This is a genomic window from Aliisedimentitalea scapharcae, assembly GCF_045277565.1.
Classification (GTDB): domain Bacteria; phylum Pseudomonadota; class Alphaproteobacteria; order Rhodobacterales; family Rhodobacteraceae; genus Aliisedimentitalea; species Aliisedimentitalea scapharcae.
In genome coordinates, this window is record NZ_CP123584.1 from 2,547,030 (window position 1) to 2,562,727 (window position 15,698).

13 protein-coding genes are annotated in these 15,698 nt (G+C 58.1%); 3 read left to right on the plus strand and 10 right to left on the minus strand.

Going from position 1 to position 15,698, the window contains the following annotated elements:
- Window positions 1-21: 21 nt before the first annotated feature.
- From QEZ52_RS12010 to QEZ52_RS12020, 3 genes are all read right to left on the minus strand, one after another.
- The gene (locus QEZ52_RS12010) at window positions 22-1,395 is read right to left on the minus strand and encodes a cytochrome P450 (RefSeq protein WP_406644589.1); all 1,374 of its coding nucleotides are present in this window, start codon (window positions 1,393-1,395) and stop codon (window positions 22-24) included.
- Window positions 1,392-2,663: a hypothetical protein gene (locus tag QEZ52_RS12015; protein WP_406644590.1), complete on the minus strand. Its 1,272-nt coding sequence runs from the start codon at window positions 2,661-2,663 to the stop codon at window positions 1,392-1,394. The genes QEZ52_RS12010 and QEZ52_RS12015 overlap by 4 nt, the downstream gene beginning before the upstream one ends.
- Window positions 2,664-2,755: 92 nt before the next feature.
- Complete coding sequence (locus QEZ52_RS12020) at window positions 2,756-3,508, minus strand: cytochrome c biogenesis CcdA family protein (protein WP_406644591.1); 753 nt, start codon at window positions 3,506-3,508, stop codon at window positions 2,756-2,758.
- A 93-nt stretch (window positions 3,509-3,601) separates the two neighbouring features.
- Here QEZ52_RS12020 and QEZ52_RS12025 point away from each other — a divergent pair, with 93 nt between their 5' ends.
- The gene (locus QEZ52_RS12025; RefSeq protein ID WP_406644592.1) at window positions 3,602-3,835 is read left to right on the plus strand and encodes a sulfurtransferase TusA family protein; all 234 of its coding nucleotides are present in this window, start codon (window positions 3,602-3,604) and stop codon (window positions 3,833-3,835) included.
- 94 nt (window positions 3,836-3,929) lie between these two features.
- Here the strand turns inward: QEZ52_RS12025 and QEZ52_RS12030 are convergent, their stop codons facing one another.
- The 7 genes from QEZ52_RS12030 to purC all read right to left on the minus strand — a co-directional run bounded on the left by QEZ52_RS12030 (window position 3,930) and on the right by purC (window position 13,370).
- Window positions 3,930-7,115 (minus strand): Rne/Rng family ribonuclease, encoded by a 3,186-nt coding sequence (locus tag QEZ52_RS12030; RefSeq protein WP_406644593.1) that lies wholly within the window; start codon window positions 7,113-7,115, stop codon window positions 3,930-3,932.
- A gap of 478 nt (window positions 7,116-7,593) precedes the next feature.
- A complete protein-coding gene (locus tag QEZ52_RS12035) occupies window positions 7,594-8,274 on the minus strand; it encodes an HAD family hydrolase (RefSeq protein ID WP_406644594.1) in 681 nt (226 codons plus the stop codon).
- A 178-nt stretch (window positions 8,275-8,452) separates the two neighbouring features.
- Window positions 8,453-9,787, minus strand: coding sequence for a sigma-54 dependent transcriptional regulator (locus tag QEZ52_RS12040; protein WP_406644595.1), 1,335 nt, complete (start codon window positions 9,785-9,787; stop codon window positions 8,453-8,455).
- Window positions 9,788-9,814: 27 nt separating this feature from the next.
- Entirely contained in the window at window positions 9,815-11,587 is a 1,773-nt protein-coding gene (locus tag QEZ52_RS12045; RefSeq protein WP_406644596.1) for an ATP-binding protein, read from the minus strand.
- Between the two features lie 36 nt (window positions 11,588-11,623).
- The gene (purQ, locus tag QEZ52_RS12050; RefSeq protein WP_406644597.1) at window positions 11,624-12,292 is read right to left on the minus strand and encodes a phosphoribosylformylglycinamidine synthase subunit PurQ; all 669 of its coding nucleotides are present in this window, start codon (window positions 12,290-12,292) and stop codon (window positions 11,624-11,626) included.
- The gene (gene purS / locus QEZ52_RS12055) at window positions 12,292-12,522 is read right to left on the minus strand and encodes a phosphoribosylformylglycinamidine synthase subunit PurS (protein ID WP_406644598.1); all 231 of its coding nucleotides are present in this window, start codon (window positions 12,520-12,522) and stop codon (window positions 12,292-12,294) included. The genes purQ and purS overlap by 1 nt, the downstream gene beginning before the upstream one ends.
- Before the next feature lie 86 nt (window positions 12,523-12,608).
- The gene (purC, locus tag QEZ52_RS12060) at window positions 12,609-13,370 is read right to left on the minus strand and encodes a phosphoribosylaminoimidazolesuccinocarboxamide synthase (protein WP_406644599.1); all 762 of its coding nucleotides are present in this window, start codon (window positions 13,368-13,370) and stop codon (window positions 12,609-12,611) included.
- 163 nt (window positions 13,371-13,533) lie between these two features.
- On the opposite strand from purC, the gene QEZ52_RS12065 reads away from it, so the two are divergent.
- Both QEZ52_RS12065 and bmt read left to right on the plus strand, forming a co-directional pair.
- Window positions 13,534-13,851, plus strand: coding sequence for a DUF1476 domain-containing protein (locus tag QEZ52_RS12065; protein ID WP_406644600.1), 318 nt, complete (start codon window positions 13,534-13,536; stop codon window positions 13,849-13,851).
- Between the two features lie 759 nt (window positions 13,852-14,610).
- The gene (bmt, locus tag QEZ52_RS12070) at window positions 14,611-15,636 is read left to right on the plus strand and encodes a betaine--homocysteine S-methyltransferase (RefSeq protein ID WP_406644601.1); all 1,026 of its coding nucleotides are present in this window, start codon (window positions 14,611-14,613) and stop codon (window positions 15,634-15,636) included.
- The last annotated feature ends 62 nt before the right edge of the window (window positions 15,637-15,698 follow it).

Consider the following 15,698-nt stretch of genomic DNA (forward strand, 5'->3'; position numbering starts at 1 on the left):
ACTTTTCAGGAAAAGTCTTGGTCACCGGTGGCTCAGTTTCAACCAGATCCCATCGCGCGAGCGCACGGTCAAATGCGCAACGGGGACCGGATCACGACCGGAAACTGTTTCAATTCGAAAGTGGCGTAGGATCATCGACAGGATCAGAGGTCCTTCGACCATGGCAAACCCTGCGCCGGTACAGACTCGCGAACCGGTCGAAAACGGAATAAAAGCCGCCCGCTGGCAGATCTTGCCATTTTCAGTTCCCCACCGGTCCGGATCAAACCCATCTGGATTGTCCCACAACCGTTCGTGACGGTGCAGGTGCCAGGGGCTGATGACCAACTGAGATCCAATTGGGACATTGCGATTGCGGAATCGTTCCGGGCAGGTTGATTGACGAACCATCATTGGCACGGGTGGATATAGCCTCAACGCCTCTCTAAAGACATCTCGGCTAAGGCGCAGTTTGGACATCACACCAAAGTCCCTCTGCTCCAGAACGGTTGCTTCCTGCGCCAATTTTTCCTGCCAATCCGGGTGGATGGCCAACAGATACAACGTCCAGGCCAGAGCTGATGCGCTGGTTTCATGACCTGCCAGAAAAAAGATGGCGACCTGATCAACCATTTCCTGTGCGTCGAATCTGTCTCCGGTAACAGGATCCTGTGTCGTCATGATCTTGGTCGCCAGGTCATCCGGGGCGCTGCCATCCTGGATTGCGCGCATCCGTTCATCGGTCAACTGCGCTATCAGATCACGGATCACCTTGGCATTCTCGCGTGTTCCTTTGCGAAAAAACCGCGGCATCCAGCGCGGCAAAGGGACAAAGGCGCCCAGATTCAGAATTGGTTGACTGCGTTGATAGTCCCGAAACCGGGCAAACACTTGGGTTGCGATCTCATGATCAATCGGTATGGAAAACAGGGTTCGAAAGATAACATCCGCCGCCGCATGGCTGGTCTCCTCTTCGATTTCAACGGGCTTGCCAACCTGCTCGTGCAACCTTGCCACCATGGCCTCGGACGCCTCCCACATGGCAGGAAACGTGTCCTTGAGCCGCCCGCCTTCGAATGCCGGGTCGATGATACGGCGTTGCCGCTTCCAGCTGTCGCCATTGGTCAAAAATACCGAATTGCCCAACAAAGGACGCAACCCCTCGGCGATCCGTCCCGATTTCGGAAAGTCATCGGGGCGATCCTTGAGTACCGTTTTGATCAGGTCCGGTTGATTGATCATGAAGGATCGAAAGAACGGCGTTTTGAACTCGGCCATCCACGCCCGGTACAGTCGGTCGGGTTGGGCCGACAGGATGTCCTTGCGAAACAATTTTGCGTATTGCAACAGAGATACCCGATCCGGGCGACCCTGCGGCTTTGGTGGGTTTGGCGGCTTGCGTGGGTCCGGCATCATCGCGGACCCATCGACGTATATTTCGACACTGGTTTGTCTATCCGCGAACTGGATGGCTGGCGATCCTGATATCGGGTGCCCAACGTCAAAGAACCTGCGGTGATTTGGAAATAATCATAGTCCCGTGGTTGGTCAAAGGCGCACAGATATTGAAAGTGCAGTCGAAAAAACCGCCAGCGCAGCTCTTGCCATCTTTCAGGGCTGAGCGTCTGGGTGAAAGCGGCAGAGAACACCAGAGGCCATCGCTTGTCAGGAGGTGCCACACCGCTGACCGACACCGGATCACACAAGGCAAAGGCACAGCCATCACCCGGTGCCGAAACATCGACCCAGCTCAGCTCTTCCCGCGATGCGAGAAAGGCCAAATCGGCCCTCAGACGGTCTGCCCGCGGTAAAAAAGACACCATGGGCACAACCTGCCCCAAGGACAGAAACCCCAAGGTCGGACCGTTTTCAGGGAGACCTGATCGGATCAGGTCGGCCAGGACGGAAATGCCGACATGGGCACCCGACGAATGCCCAACCACCAGAACCTCGTCCACCCCCTCCTGTTCCAACGCGGCCCGGATCTGGGCCATAAAATCCGCCATCCGCGCTTCAAGCTCGGGTGGATTGGCACCGCGAGAGGCCGCGGAATAGGCGTAATCATGCATCAGGTAATAGGCGAAAAATTTTCCGTCCCGGGCCCGGAACCAACGCAGGACGGTCACACCACACAGGGCCCCGATTGCCCACCCGAACACTTGCAAGGCCCCAGCCCATACTCCCGTCAGCCCCAAAACTGACCGCAACAGCCCAACCCCATGGGCCACGCCCCACATCAACAAGAGTGCCAGAACCAATTGCAACACCAGCATGCCAACCGGATACAGCGCCGCAATGACCGGACCTTTGCGCAGACGCATCAGTCGCCGCAAGGCACCACTGGTGATATAGATCCACGCCGTGCGTACCAGTTGTACATAGGTTGCGGGAATAGAGTTGGACATGCTGTCACGCACGATGTCGGACCAGACCAACACTTCGATATCCGCCCGGGTTTGATGCCCCTGAATAACGCTGTCCACGTGCCAGCCATAGGGACCTTTGGTCTTTTTGGGTTTCAATCCGATCTCGTACCCGGAAACCTCGGCCTGAGCGGCGCTTTCCTTGCGGTAGAGTTCGCGATACCGACGGGGGTGAATGGGGTCATAGCCCGGAATATAAAACACGCGCCGGTAGCGCACCGGCGAATGATCTGCCCCGGGTATTGTGTGGTTGCTGGCCATACCTGCCCTCATGCTCTGAGGGACATTCTAACCCGCCAATCTGGCAAGAGTAAGACCCGTCAGAGACCGGACGTGTCCAAAGTTCAGGGCTATTAGCCCAAAGTCGCAAGCGCTGGGAAGGTTTCCAGAAGCCACCAGGAAAAGGTCGAAAACAGACCCGTCACCAGCATCACGCCAACAATGATCAGCAATCCACCCATGCATTTTTCGATCAGCCCCATATGGCGCTTCATCTTGTTCATCAATGTCATGGACCGGTTCAGGAACATGGCCGCCAACAGGAACGGCACGCCCAGACCAATGGCGTAGACACCCAGCAGAACAGTTCCACGGGCGACCGAGGCCTCGGAGGCCGCCAGCGACAAAATCGCGCCCAGCTGGGGACCGATACAGGGGGTCCAGCCAAAGGCAAAGGCCAACCCCAGAACATAGGCCCCCGCCGCCGATCCGCCCGATTGACCCGCATCCATGCGCGCTTCGCGGTCCAGCAACGGTATGCGAAACACCGACAGAAAGTGCAGACCGAACACAATCACCACAACCCCGGAAACCTGCGCAAACAATTCCTGATTTTGCAGTACAAAGGCACCAAACGCCGAAGCTGTGAACCCCAGCAAGAGGAACACGGTGCTCAACCCCATGACAAAGAACAGCGCAGCGATGATTGCCTTGCGTCGCGCGGCGGTGCTGCCTTGCATTTCACCAATTGTGACGCCGCTCATATAGGCCAGATAGGGCGGCACGATCGGCAGCACACAGGGTGACAAAAAGCTGATCAGCCCACCGATCAGGGCCACGAACATGGCGGGAAGCAATCCCGCATCGATGATCTCGATTCCAAACATGGTTCCCCCATATCCAACTCTGCGACCAAGGTCACGATGCCAAACGGTCACAACATTGTGGACACAGGCAATCAACCAAACTATCTGCTCGCCATGACCAAAATTTCCGAGACCATCGACGCCATCGGGCTGTTGTGCCCCCTGCCCGTTCTCAAGCTGCGCAAACGGCTCAAACCGTTGCCAGAAGGGGCTGTGGTGCAATTGCTTGCCGATGATCCGGCGGCAATTATCGATGTGCCGCACTTTTGTAACGAGGCAAACCACGCCTTTTTGGGACAATCAGATGGACACGGACATCACATCTATTTGATCCGCAAAGGCGGATGAAAAACCCGGATCCGGGATTCTTCATCCCCCAAGACACAAACAAAAACGGGCGACCCTGCTGGATCGCCCGTTTTTTGTTCTGCGCTCGTACGGCTTAGCTGCCCAGCGACCACCATCCGCGCCGCTTGGGCCGTGATGGGACCTCTGCCTCCGGGGCCGGTGCAGGTTCCGGATCCGGCTCTGCAGCAGTCTGTGACTCGGGCTGAGGCTCGACCGGGGTTTCGGCAACCACGATTTCGGTCTCGATCACCGGGTGTTCGACAGCCACAGGCGTTTCGGCCTGTGCCTCATCCACGGTATCGGAACCACCAGCCGTTTCGACTTCCACGACAGGGTCTTGTGGATCAGCCGTCGGTTGACTTTCGGCGACCTCAACAGGGTCATCAGCCTGCGCATCGGCACCGTTCACCACAACCGGCTGTGCAGTGTCTTGCACCAACCCTGTATCCTGTGCGGTCTCCTGCTCAGGTGCTGCACCCTCTGTTTCAGGTTCAACAGGCTCTGACTTGTTCGGCTCGATCGCGGTGTCCGAAGCGGCATCAACCACAGGGTCCTCGGCCACGGCCACAGGGGTCGCCTCCTCGGGTGCAGCAGTGGCACTTCCTTCAACGCTCTCGGGCTGTTCCTCATCCTTTACCACCTTGGCACGGGATTTGGTCGGCTTGCGGCGTGTCCGCGTCGACTTGGGTTTGGCCTCTGGCTCGTCCGCTCCGGCATCAGGCGCAACCGCTTCAACCGTCTCCGCGCCACTGGCTGCGGCTTCGGCTTCGGCTGCGGCGTCCATCTCGGCTTTCTTGGCCTTGCTGATACGCGGCTTGCGGGTACGCTTGGGCTTGACCGGCGCGTCTTCGGTTTTGACGTTTTCTGCGCTTGCCTCGGTCACAGGCGCATCATCGTTTTCCACCTTGGCGCCATCAGACGTGTCGCCCGGTGCCGTGGATGCATCATCCGACGCGGCCTCGGTTGTTTCTGACCCGTCTGTGGCATCAGTCGCGGTATCAGAGCCACTGCCAGATTTGGACCGACGACGCCGACGGCGCCGCTTGCGTTTGGGTTTGGTTTCATCCTCTCCCAAAGTTTCCACTGCGGGCGCTTCTGCCTCCGCTTCAACCTCCGGCTCGGCCGCTGCTTTCTCGTTTTCGGCAGCATCAATCTGCTCCATCAGCGAGGTGTCCACAGAGACAACAGGCGCTGTTACAACAGGAACCGTCCGGGTCGCGGTCTTGAATTTTTCAAGCGCAAAGTCCGGGCTCACCAGATGCGGGTCACCTTCGATCCGAACCGACAGACCATACCGGCCTTCGATCTGGGCGATATGTTCGCGCTTCTGGTTCATCAGGAAGTTGGCGATGTTCACCGGACAACGGACCAGAACCTCGCGCGAGCGACGGCGCACGCCTTCCTCTTCGATCTGGCGCAGGATCGACAATGCCATATTGTCATCCGACCGGATCAGACCGGTGCCATGACAGGCCGGGCACGGCTGAGTCGTGGCTTCGATCATGCCGGGACGCAGACGCTGACGGCTCATCTCCATCAGGCCAAAACCGCTGATCCGACCCACTTGGATGCGGGCACGGTCGGTCTTGAGCTTGTCTTTCATCCGTTTTTCGACGGCCGCGTTGTTCTTGCGTTCGTCCATGTCGATGAAATCAATGACGATCAGACCGGCAAGGTCACGCAGACGCAACTGGCGGGCCACCTCTTCGGCGGCCTCCAGGTTGGTCTTGAGCGCGGTTTCCTCGATCGACCCTTCCTTGGTCGCGCGCCCCGAGTTGACGTCAATCGCCACCAGGGCTTCGGTCACACCGATCACGATATAGCCGCCGGACCGCAACTGTACTGTCGGATTGAACATCCCGGCCAGATAGCTTTCCACCTGGAACCGCGCAAACAACGGCATCGGATCTTCGTATTTCTGCACGTTCTTGGCGTGGGACGGCATGATCATCTTCATGAAGTCCTTGGCGATGCGATACCCTGCTTCGCCTTCAACCAGAACTTCGTCGATGTCGCGATTATAGAGATCGCGGATCGACCGTTTGATCAGGTCGCCTTCTTCGTAGATCTTGGCTGGCGCGATGGATTTCAGCGTCAGCTCGCGGATCTGCTCCCACATGCGTTGCAGGTATTCATAGTCGCGTTTGATCTCGGATTTGGTGCGTTTGGCACCAGCGGTCCGAATGATCAGACCCGCGCCGGACGGCACGTCGATTTCGGCAGCGATGTCTTTCAGCTTCTTGCGATCGGTTACATTGGTGATCTTGCGCGAGATACCACCGCCACGGGCCGTGTTCGGCATCAGCACACAATACCGACCTGCCAGAGACAGATAGGTCGTCAGCGCAGCGCCCTTGTTGCCGCGCTCTTCCTTGACAACTTGAACCAACAGGACCTGACGGACCTTGATGACTTCTTGAATCTTGTAACGGCGTGGGCGCGGTTTGCGCGGGGGCCGAATGTCTTCGCTGTCGTCATCATCGGCTACGGATTCAATGCTCGAATCCTTGGATGTCGCATCAGAGCGTTTCTGAACAGGTTGGTCGTCATCCTGGTCATCTTCATCCGCAGGTTCCTGAATGTCGCCTTCAAAAGCGGTCTCGACAGCCGCCTGCGCGCCTTCTGGCGCGGTTTCGGCCACGGCAGCGTCTGCCTCAGCCGGCGTCTCAACCGCCTGTGCATCCGCAGCCTCGACCTCAGCATCTGCGGCATCCGGAGTTGACTCGGCAGCTGCGCCCTGGGGTTCCTCAACCGGCGTTTCCGAAACCCGCTCCATCGGAGACGACCCTTCGGTCACCTCTGTCGATGTTTCGGCATCGGTATCAGCGTCCTCGGTCAGGTCTATGGTTTCCATACCAGAAATCTGCGGTTCGACCTCTTTGGTCTCAACCGCATCGCCGGATTTCACCTTTTCCGCCTTGGTCCGGCTGCGCGAACGTGAGCGAGCCGGTTTCTTGTCTTCTTCGTCGTCACGAGCGCGCAGTGCCTCGGCATATGCGCGTTCTTCTTCCATCAACGCTTCTCGGTCAGCGACCGGGATCTGATAATAGTCAGGATGGATTTCGGAAAACGCCAAGAACCCGTGTCGGTTTCCGCCGTAATCCACAAATGCCGCCTGAAGCGACGGTTCAACCCGTGTTACTTTTGCAAGATAGATGTTGCCTGCAAGTTGACGTTTGTTTTCGGATTCAAAATCAAATTCCTCGACCTTGTTTCCGTCGACCACCACGACGCGGGTTTCTTCCGCGTGGGTGGCATCGATAAGCATTTTCTTTGCCATGTTTCCTTGGTGCACAACCGCAGCCGCGCCGATCCGACCTGTCCTGGTGGACAGTTCATTCTCGGTCGGACGCGAAGGGGGTGGTGTCTGGTCTGGGCGATATCGGACGGCGCGCGGCAGGGACCGGCCAATGGCCGCCCTGCCCGAATTCTCAATTCTGTCGCGCGCGTCATCGCGGTTCTTCTCCGACAGGCCGGGCTCGTCCCGTTGCCTGCCCATTTCAGTCCCTCTCCCGGAGATTTCTGCCCCGGGTCGGGGTGCTTAGCTGCCCCAAACGTAAGGGGCATAATCGGTCTGCTCTGGCCTTCTCGGATGGTGCCGGACAAAGACAGCAGAACAGCGAAACTCTACGCGGGATCATCGCATCACATTGCTGGTCCCGTTCTATCAACATAAGACCTGTGGATAGGTAAAGACAATGGGCTTCTTGCACGCCCTTGCGAAAACCTGTGCTCAGTATTGATTAAATTCAAACGGGTCAGGCGTCCAAAGCGTGTTCGATGGCCGTGCCGTGAACTTTCTCGCCCCCTTCGGCCAAGGTTGTTGCCGTCAACTGGCCAAGATCTGGCAGCGGCGTATTGGCCGCGCGCAGATCCGGCACCTGCACTGCAAAACACCCGGCCGCAACCGCCGAAGCGATCCCCCGATCGCTGTCCTCAAACGCGGCGCAGCGATGCGCAGGCAGGCCTAGACGCGCCGCCGCCTCGAGATAGGGCGCAGGATCAGGCTTGTTGGCGGAAACCTCATCCCCGCCAAGAACCGCCTCGAAATAATGGGCCAGCCTGGCCAGTTCCAGATGATGTCGGGCCCGCGCGCTGCGGGTCGAGGTGACAACCGCCATGCGCGCGCCCACATCAGTCAGAGCATCGAGGGTCGCACGGACAGTTGGCCGCAACGGTGCTTGGTCAGATATCCGCGCGTAAACGAGCGCGTCCCACTCTTTCAAGAACGCGCTGACCGAGAGATGCGCAGGCAAGAACTCTGACAGACAGGCATTGGCATGATGCGCGGAAGATCCAACCAAACCCACAAAGAACTGCTCGGACATCCGCTTTGGGACCCCATATCGCGTGGTCACTTCTACCCCGAGCCCAACATACAGGCGCTCTGTATCAAGAAGCAGCCCGTCCATGTCAAAAAGATACGCTTCCGGTTGCATCTGCCCACCCTCGCTGTTTGCGCAAACATTTGTCACGTAACGCTATCGCCTGCAAGCCAGGGTCAGGACCATGTTGCAAAGTGCAACAGAAGATGAAGGCGGGGCGTTTTCCGACACGGAAAACGGGCCGAAATCTATTAAAGATTTCGGGTCCCGAGCACAGATGTGGCGTGAAAAATCAGAGATAATCAGAACGTTGCAAGCCGTATTTGGCCATTTTCTCATTCAGCGTCCGCCGCGGCAGGCACAGTTCTTCCATAACCGATGCGATGGATCCCTTGTGGCGGCGCATGGTGTTGTCGATCAGCATCCGTTCAAAGGCTTCGACATATTCCTTGAGCGGTTTGCCTTCGGTGGTCATCACCGGTTGCATCTCTTCGTGGTCCGACATCAACAGCGACACGATGGTGCCCGACCCGCGCCGGGCCTGCAGCACAGCGCGCTCCACGATATTGATCAGCTGGCGCACGTTGCCCGGCCAGGGAGCCTGCAACAATTGTGCCGCCTCCTGAGCAGTTACCTGCGGCGCGTCACAGCCATATTCTTCGGCGAATTGTTCGGACAGCCGGGTAAACAGGGTCAGGATGTCTTCGCCGCGCTGGCGCAACGGCGGTACGGTGATGCGCAATGCGGCAAGACGATAGAACAGATCCGGGCGCAGCGCATCTTCGCAGGTCTTTCCGGCTTCCTGAAGGTTGGAAATCGCGATGATCCGGGTTTCGGCCGGGGTGCCCTGTTCGTTGATCACGCTCAACAACTTGGCTTGCAGACCTTCAGACAGCGCTTCGATGTCTTCCAGAACCAGTGTACCACCGCGCGCCTCTTCAACCGCAGGCAATTGCGAGTCTTCGGGCATCATCGGGCCAAACAGCCGTTTCGCCAAAGCGTCTTCTTCCAGCGCCGCGCAGGACACCAGAACAAACCGCTTGCCGGCACGGCTGCCCACCGCGTGCAACGCGTGGGCCACCAATGTCTTGCCGGTGCCGGTTTCCCCGTCGATCAGAACATGACCATCGGCCTGCCCCAGATCCAGGATGTCTTCCTTGAGCCGATTCATCACCGGGCTGGCCCCGATCAGCTTCTTCATCAGCTGTGATCCATCCGATAACTCACGGCGCAATGCGCGATTGTCCAGCACCAGACGACGCGCGTTGCTGGCCTTTTTGGCCAGTTCCGACATGCGATCGGGGTTAAAGGGTTTTTCCAGAAAATCGAACGCTCCGACCCGCATCGCCTCGACCGCCATGGGCACGTCACCATGTCCGGTGATCATGATCACCGGCAACGCGCTGTCCGATCCCATCAGCTTTTTCAGGAACTGCATCCCATCCATGCCCGGCATCTTGATATCGGAAATCACGATCCCGGGATAATCCGGTCCCAGAATCTTCAGCGCATCTTCGGCGCTGGCAAAGGTTTCCGTGTCATAGCCCGAAAGCGCCAGCCACTGGCTGATCGACTGACGCATGTCTTTTTCGTCGTCGACAATCGCGATTTTCATGGCTTGTGCCATCGTTCAATTCCTTTGTTCAATTGCGGCTTATTCAGCCGCTTCCATGCCGTCTTCAAGAATCGGCAATTGCATTTCAAAGACCGCCCCGCCCTTTTGTCCGTTGCGCGCGGTCAACCGTCCCCCTAGGTCGTTCACGATCCCGGATGAGATGGCAAGCCCCAACCCAACCCCGTCACCTGGTTCCTTGGTGGTGTAAAACGGCTCGAACAGCTCGTCAAAGTCGCGGATACCCTCGCCATTGTCACGAACGGTCAAGGTCGCGGTTTCCCCAGCAGCCAGGATGATTTCGACCTCGGGCGAGGTCACTGATTTGGTGGCGTCCAATGCGTTGCGCAACAGGTTCACCATGACCTGTTCGATCCGCATCCGATCGCCCATCACCAATACCGGATCTTCGGGCAGATACCGGGCAATCTGAACGTGGCGCTGACGCAGTTGGGGTTCCATCATCGACAGGGAGGAGGCCAGCGCATCGCCCATGTTTACAGGGGAAAACGCATCGCCTCCCTTGCGTGCATAGGATTTCAGCTGCCGGGTGATCGCCCCCATGCGTTCGATCAAATCGTCGATACGCCCAAAGGAGGCCAGCGCTTCATCAGGACGGTTGCGACCCAGCAACAGGCGGGCACCCGCCAGATAGGTTTTCATCGCCGCCAAAGGCTGGTTCAGCTCGTGACTGACCGCGGCCGACATCTCGCCCAAAGCCGCGAGTTTGGAACTCTGCGCCAGACTTTGTTCAGCCACGGCAAGGGTTTCCTGCATCCGTTCGCGTTCGGCAATTTCTCGCTGTAGCCGGGCATTCAATACGCGAAGCTCTGCCGACTCCCGCTGGAACAATGCCATGCGCAACGCGGTTTTCCGGCTGAGTGCATAAAAGGCAAAGGCCAGAAGGATGGCGAATCCCATGATCTCTAGCGCCAGAATCGCATTTACCCGCTCGCGGATTGACGCATGGGTGGTAAAGGATGTCATCCGCCACCCCCGAAATGGAATGCGCGTGTCCATCCGGATCACCGCCTCGCCCGCCAAATAGGCATCCGCCGGCAACGCCGTCCAATCCGACGTCACCCGGATTGCCCGCTGGATCGCCCCGATCGGGGTCTGTGCGTTCAGCGCGTCCTGTTCGGTCTTGCTGCGCCACCGCGGTTCGCTGGCCAGGATGATGGTGCCTTCGGTGTCGGTGACCATCACCGCGTCCGATATTCCGGCCCAGGCGCGTTCGAATTTCTGCAGATCCACCTCGACCACGATGACGCCCAACACTTCGGACGCAGCTTCGAGTCGACGGGAATAGGTAAAACGATAGCCGCCTGCGTCGCGTTTGATCACCGAAAACACAGTGGCATTGGCGCGAATTGAATCGACAAAATACCCCTCGCTTCGATGCCCTTCGCCCAGCCGGTTCCGGTCTGTGGCCGCGACGGTGCGACCATCCTGATCCAGCAACATCAAGGACGCCGCACCGATTTCATCGACAAAGGAAATCAGGCGCTGAGTCGAGAGGCTGAAGTCATGCGATTGCAGCGCTGCAATCAGCGCCGGGTCACGGGCCAGCAATTGCGGCACGATTGCATGGCGGCGCAATTCGCTGATCAGGTTTCCCGAATACAGCGTCAACCGCAGTTCGGCCCGATTGCGCGTGCTCTCGGTGAACCGGCTGGTCATCAACCGGTTTGTCACCCAGATGGTGGCTCCGGCTGTGATCATCAAAACCAGAATGGCCAAACGCACGCGCCAGCTGATCGTGCTGGAGCGCGTGTTCTTTTTGGAAGACTGGGCTGGCAGGCGTGGTGCGGGCATGTTTCTAAACTACGCCCGCTCTAGCGCCACGACAAGTCACGCAGGTGTGAGAACCCCGGCCAGTGCGCGGAACACTGCCGCCCCTTCGGAACTGCCGTGACCATCGTCAGCAGCCCTCTCTGGGTGGGGCATCATCCCCAGCACACGACGGTTTTCCGACAGGATCCCCGCAATGTCGGCAACAGATCCGTTCGGATTGTCGCAATAGGTGAACGCCACCCGATCCTGATCGTGCAACAGCGACACGGTATCCGCATCGGCAAAATAGTTGCCATCGTGATGCGCGATCGGAATGCCGATCACATCGCCCGCGTTGTACCCTTCGGTAAAGGCACTGTTCGAGGTCGCGACAGTCAGATCCACCGTGCGGCAGATGTATTTCAATCCCGCATTGCGCAACAGCGCACCCGGCAAAACACCGGTTTCGGTCAGAACCTGAAATCCGTTGCAGACACCGATGGCATAGCCACCACGGTTCGCATGTTCGACAACCGCCTGGCAGATCGGAGATTTCGCCGCAATGGCCCCACATCGCAGGTAATCACCATAGGAAAACCCGCCCGGTACGCCGACAATATCGACACCATCCGGCAAACCAGTTTCCTTGTGCCAAACCATTTGGACATCGAAACCCGCCTGTTCAAAAGCCACCGCCAGATCGCGGTCGCAGTTCGAACCCGGGAAGACAACAACCGCCGCTTTCATCACTGTAGCTCGATGCTGTAGGATTCGATGACGGTATTGGCCAGCAGCTTTTCACACATTTCGGTGACATCTGCTTCGGATGCGCCGTCAGCCAGTTCCAGGTCGATCACCTTGCCCTGGCGCACACCCTGCACCTTGTCAAAGCCCATGGCACCCAACGCGTGGCGAACCGCTTCGCCCTGCGGGTCCAGAACCCCGTTTTTCAGCATCACATGCACCCGTGCTTTCATTGCATCGTCCTTTAGGTTCAGGTTGGGCCGTCGACAGGCCCCTATTGCCAAAAATAATCCGGCATCCGATCCGGATGCCGGGACAGTCAGTTGATCAGAGTCGGTTTGGTCATCGGTGTGGCCGAATTCGGCATCACGCCCAGACGGCGTGCGACTTCGGAATAGGCATCGGTCAGGCTGCCCAGGTCGCGACGGAACACGTCCTTGTCCAGCTTCTGGCCGGTTTCCTTGTCCCACAACCGGCAGCTGTCGGGGCTGATTTCATCAGCAATCACCAGACGCTGGAAGTCGCCATCGTAGATCCGGCCAACTTCGATCTTGAAGTCGATCAGTTTGATACCCACGCCGAACATCACACCGGACATGAAATCGTTGACCCGCAATGCCAGGCTCAGGATATCGTCCATATCCTGTTGGCTGGCCCAGCCAAAGGCGGCGATATGTTCTTCGGAGACCAGCGGATCGCCCAGCGAGTCGTCCTTGTAGCAATATTCCACGATCGGGCGCGGCAATTGGGTGCCCTCATCAATTCCCAGGCGTTTGGACATGGATCCTGCGGCAAAGTTGCGCACGATTACTTCCAATGGAATGATCTCGCAGCTGCGCACCAACTGTTCGCGCATGTTCAGACGTTTCAGAAAATGGGTCGGCACCCCGATCTGGCCCAAACCGTTCATGAAATATTCAGACAGCAGGTTGTTCAGGACACCCTTGCCGTCAATCACATCTTTCTTTTCGGCGTTGAACGCGGTGGCATCGTCCTTGAAATACTGCACGATCGTGCCCGGTTCCGGACCTTCATACAGGATTTTGGCTTTGCCTTCGTAGATCTTATTGCGACGTGCCATGGGCAACCCTTCCAAAACCAGCCGGGCGATGAGTCCCCGGACTTTGCCGCCCTCATAGTGCAAGGGCCGCAGTGTCGCAAGCGTAGCACAGCCTCTTGCGGTTCGCGCTATCCGAAGGCATATCTGAATAAGAAGAACGACTTTGCCAAAGGGGCGCAACCCAATGACCACTTTTGACGACCGCGAATCCGCATTCGAAGCCAAATTTGCCCATGACGAAGAGATGCAGTTCAAGGCACAAGCCCGCTGCAACAAACTCCTCGGCCTGTGGGCCGCCGAATTGATGGGCAAATCCGGTGACGACGCAGAAGCCTATGCCAAGACCGTCGTGATTGCCGATTTCGAGGAAGCCGGCCATGAAGATGTCGTGCGCAAGATCACAGCAGATCTCGAAGGCAAGGTGACCTCGGATGAAATCCGCGCCAAACGGGCCGCGTTGCTGCCAACCGCCAAGGACCAGATCCTGACGGAAACGGATTGATCTTTTGTCGCCAGACAATTGAAAACATTGACACCTCGCGCATCTGCCGCGAGGTGTTTTTCTTTGCCGCCCCACCAGATGCGGCATCAATAGAGCGACCAGTGCGACGCGCTTGGACGCGCAGTCACGGCGGCACGGCCGACGGTTGTGTGCAGGGATTGTATTCAGCGCATTGAATGATCTGCTCGACGGGTTCAGTACCATGACGGCATCACCGCCGCCCCCATCGACGCCTGAAGACCGCAGGAGACCAGGTGCAAGGCAAACCGCTTGGACCGTGGACTGATCCAGTCATTTTGAATGTCCAGGCGCACACTCTGAAATCGCCGCGCCCCCAATGGATTCCCTGTTGTTTTCTGACCGAGGTCGGAAGCGGACCAACTGAATCACGCTCCATCGATGTCATTTCAAAATTCTGACCCGGTTTTTGGCCGCAATTCCGCGGCAAATGTGAAATGTGGGTCGCACCCTGCCCCATATACCCCCGGATGCCACAGGGAGTGATTCCCAACACCCTCTGCTATTTCCCGCGCATCTTTTGGCGGGGTCAGTGTTGCGCCATGTCACCGGACAAGCGCCAATCAGACCGGAGGCCAAGGCCCCGCCCCACCCCGATTCGCCTTTCCACGGGGTCACAGGGGGACGCTGATCTCATAATCATGATGAAAAAAATGAAATTGCACAGCTCACGCATCCGTGACAAATCGGGCCCGTAACCCATGGGTGACATGTGCCCAGATGCTGCAGGACGGATCGACAATGACCAATGCTTTCGCAGACCTACTGGCCAGCAAGGATGTTTTGCTGGCAGATGGTGCAACCGGCACCAATCTATTCAACATGGGCCTGCAATCTGGCGACGCCCCTGAATTGTGGAACGTCCAGGAGACTGCCAAAATCACCGCGCTGTATCAGGGGTCGGTTGACGCAGGAAGCGACCTGTTCCTGACCAACACCTTTGGCGGCACGGCTGCCCGCCTGAAATTGCATGACGCCGACAAACGCGTGCGCGAACTGAACAAGGCCGGTGCAGAATTGGGTCGGAATGTCGCTGATCGGGCGGAACGCAAGATCATCGTGGCTGGTTCTGTTGGACCGACCGGTGAAATCATGCTGCCTGTTGGCGAACTGTCGCACGAGCTGGCCGTTGAAATGTTCCACGAACAGGCCGATGGTCTCAAGGAAGGCGGCGTCGATGTGCTGTGGCTGGAGACGATTTCAGCCCCCGAAGAATATCGTGCAGCCGCCGAAGCGTTTGCGCTGGCGGATATGCCTTGGGTTGGCACCATGAGCTTTGACACAGCCGGGCGCACCATGATGGGGGTCACATCGGCTGACCTGGCGCAGCTGGTCGAGGATTTTTCCAACAAGCCGCTGGCTTTTGGTGCCAATTGCGGCACCGGCGCATCGGATATTCTGCGTACGGTTCTGGGGTTTGTGGCCCAAGGTACTGAACGCCCAATCATTTCCAAAGGAAACGCCGGTATCCCGAAATATGTGGATGGCCATATTCACTATGACGGCACCCCGGAATTGATGGGTGAATATGCGGTGATGGCCCGCGATTGCGGAGCCAAGATCATCGGGGGCTGCTGTGGCACCATGCCAGAACACCTGCGGTCCATGCGCGAAGCGTTGGATACACGGTCGCGCGGCGAGCGCCCCACTCTGGAACAGATCACTCAGGTTCTGGGCCCATTCACCTCGGCGTCGGACGGCACCGGCGAAGACGCCAAATCCGATGATGACAGCCGCCGTGGGCGTCGCGGACGCCGCCGCGCCTGATTGCGTCTCTGTCTGACCCCATTTCCCCCGGTCCAAACAACAGGTCGGGGGTTTTTCGTTTG

Coding starts and splice junctions, on each gene's coding strand:
- purQ (WP_406644597.1), bottom strand. CDS start 12,292: ATGAAAGCGGCGGTTGTTGTCTTCCCGGGTTCGAACTGCGACCGCGAT.
- QEZ52_RS12010 (WP_406644589.1), bottom strand. CDS start 1,395: ATGATGCCGGACCCACGCAAGCCGCCAAACCCACCAAAGCCGCAGGGT.
- purS (WP_406644598.1), bottom strand. CDS start 12,522: ATGAAAGCACGGGTGCATGTGATGCTGAAAAACGGGGTTCTGGACCCG.
- QEZ52_RS12035 (WP_406644594.1), bottom strand. CDS start 8,274: ATGCAACCGGAAGCGTATCTTTTTGACATGGACGGGCTGCTTCTTGAT.
- QEZ52_RS12030 (WP_406644593.1), bottom strand. CDS start 7,115: ATGGCAAAGAAAATGCTTATCGATGCCACCCACGCGGAAGAAACCCGC.
- bmt (WP_406644601.1), top strand. CDS start 14,611: ATGACCAATGCTTTCGCAGACCTACTGGCCAGCAAGGATGTTTTGCTG.
- QEZ52_RS12040 (WP_406644595.1), bottom strand. CDS start 9,787: ATGGCACAAGCCATGAAAATCGCGATTGTCGACGACGAAAAAGACATG.
- QEZ52_RS12065 (WP_406644600.1), top strand. CDS start 13,534: ATGACCACTTTTGACGACCGCGAATCCGCATTCGAAGCCAAATTTGCC.
- purC (WP_406644599.1), bottom strand. CDS start 13,370: ATGGCACGTCGCAATAAGATCTACGAAGGCAAAGCCAAAATCCTGTAT.
- QEZ52_RS12045 (WP_406644596.1), bottom strand. CDS start 11,587: ATGCCCGCACCACGCCTGCCAGCCCAGTCTTCCAAAAAGAACACGCGC.
- QEZ52_RS12025 (WP_406644592.1), top strand. CDS start 3,602: ATGACCAAAATTTCCGAGACCATCGACGCCATCGGGCTGTTGTGCCCC.
- QEZ52_RS12020 (WP_406644591.1), bottom strand. CDS start 3,508: ATGTTTGGAATCGAGATCATCGATGCGGGATTGCTTCCCGCCATGTTC.
- QEZ52_RS12015 (WP_406644590.1), bottom strand. CDS start 2,663: ATGGCCAGCAACCACACAATACCCGGGGCAGATCATTCGCCGGTGCGC.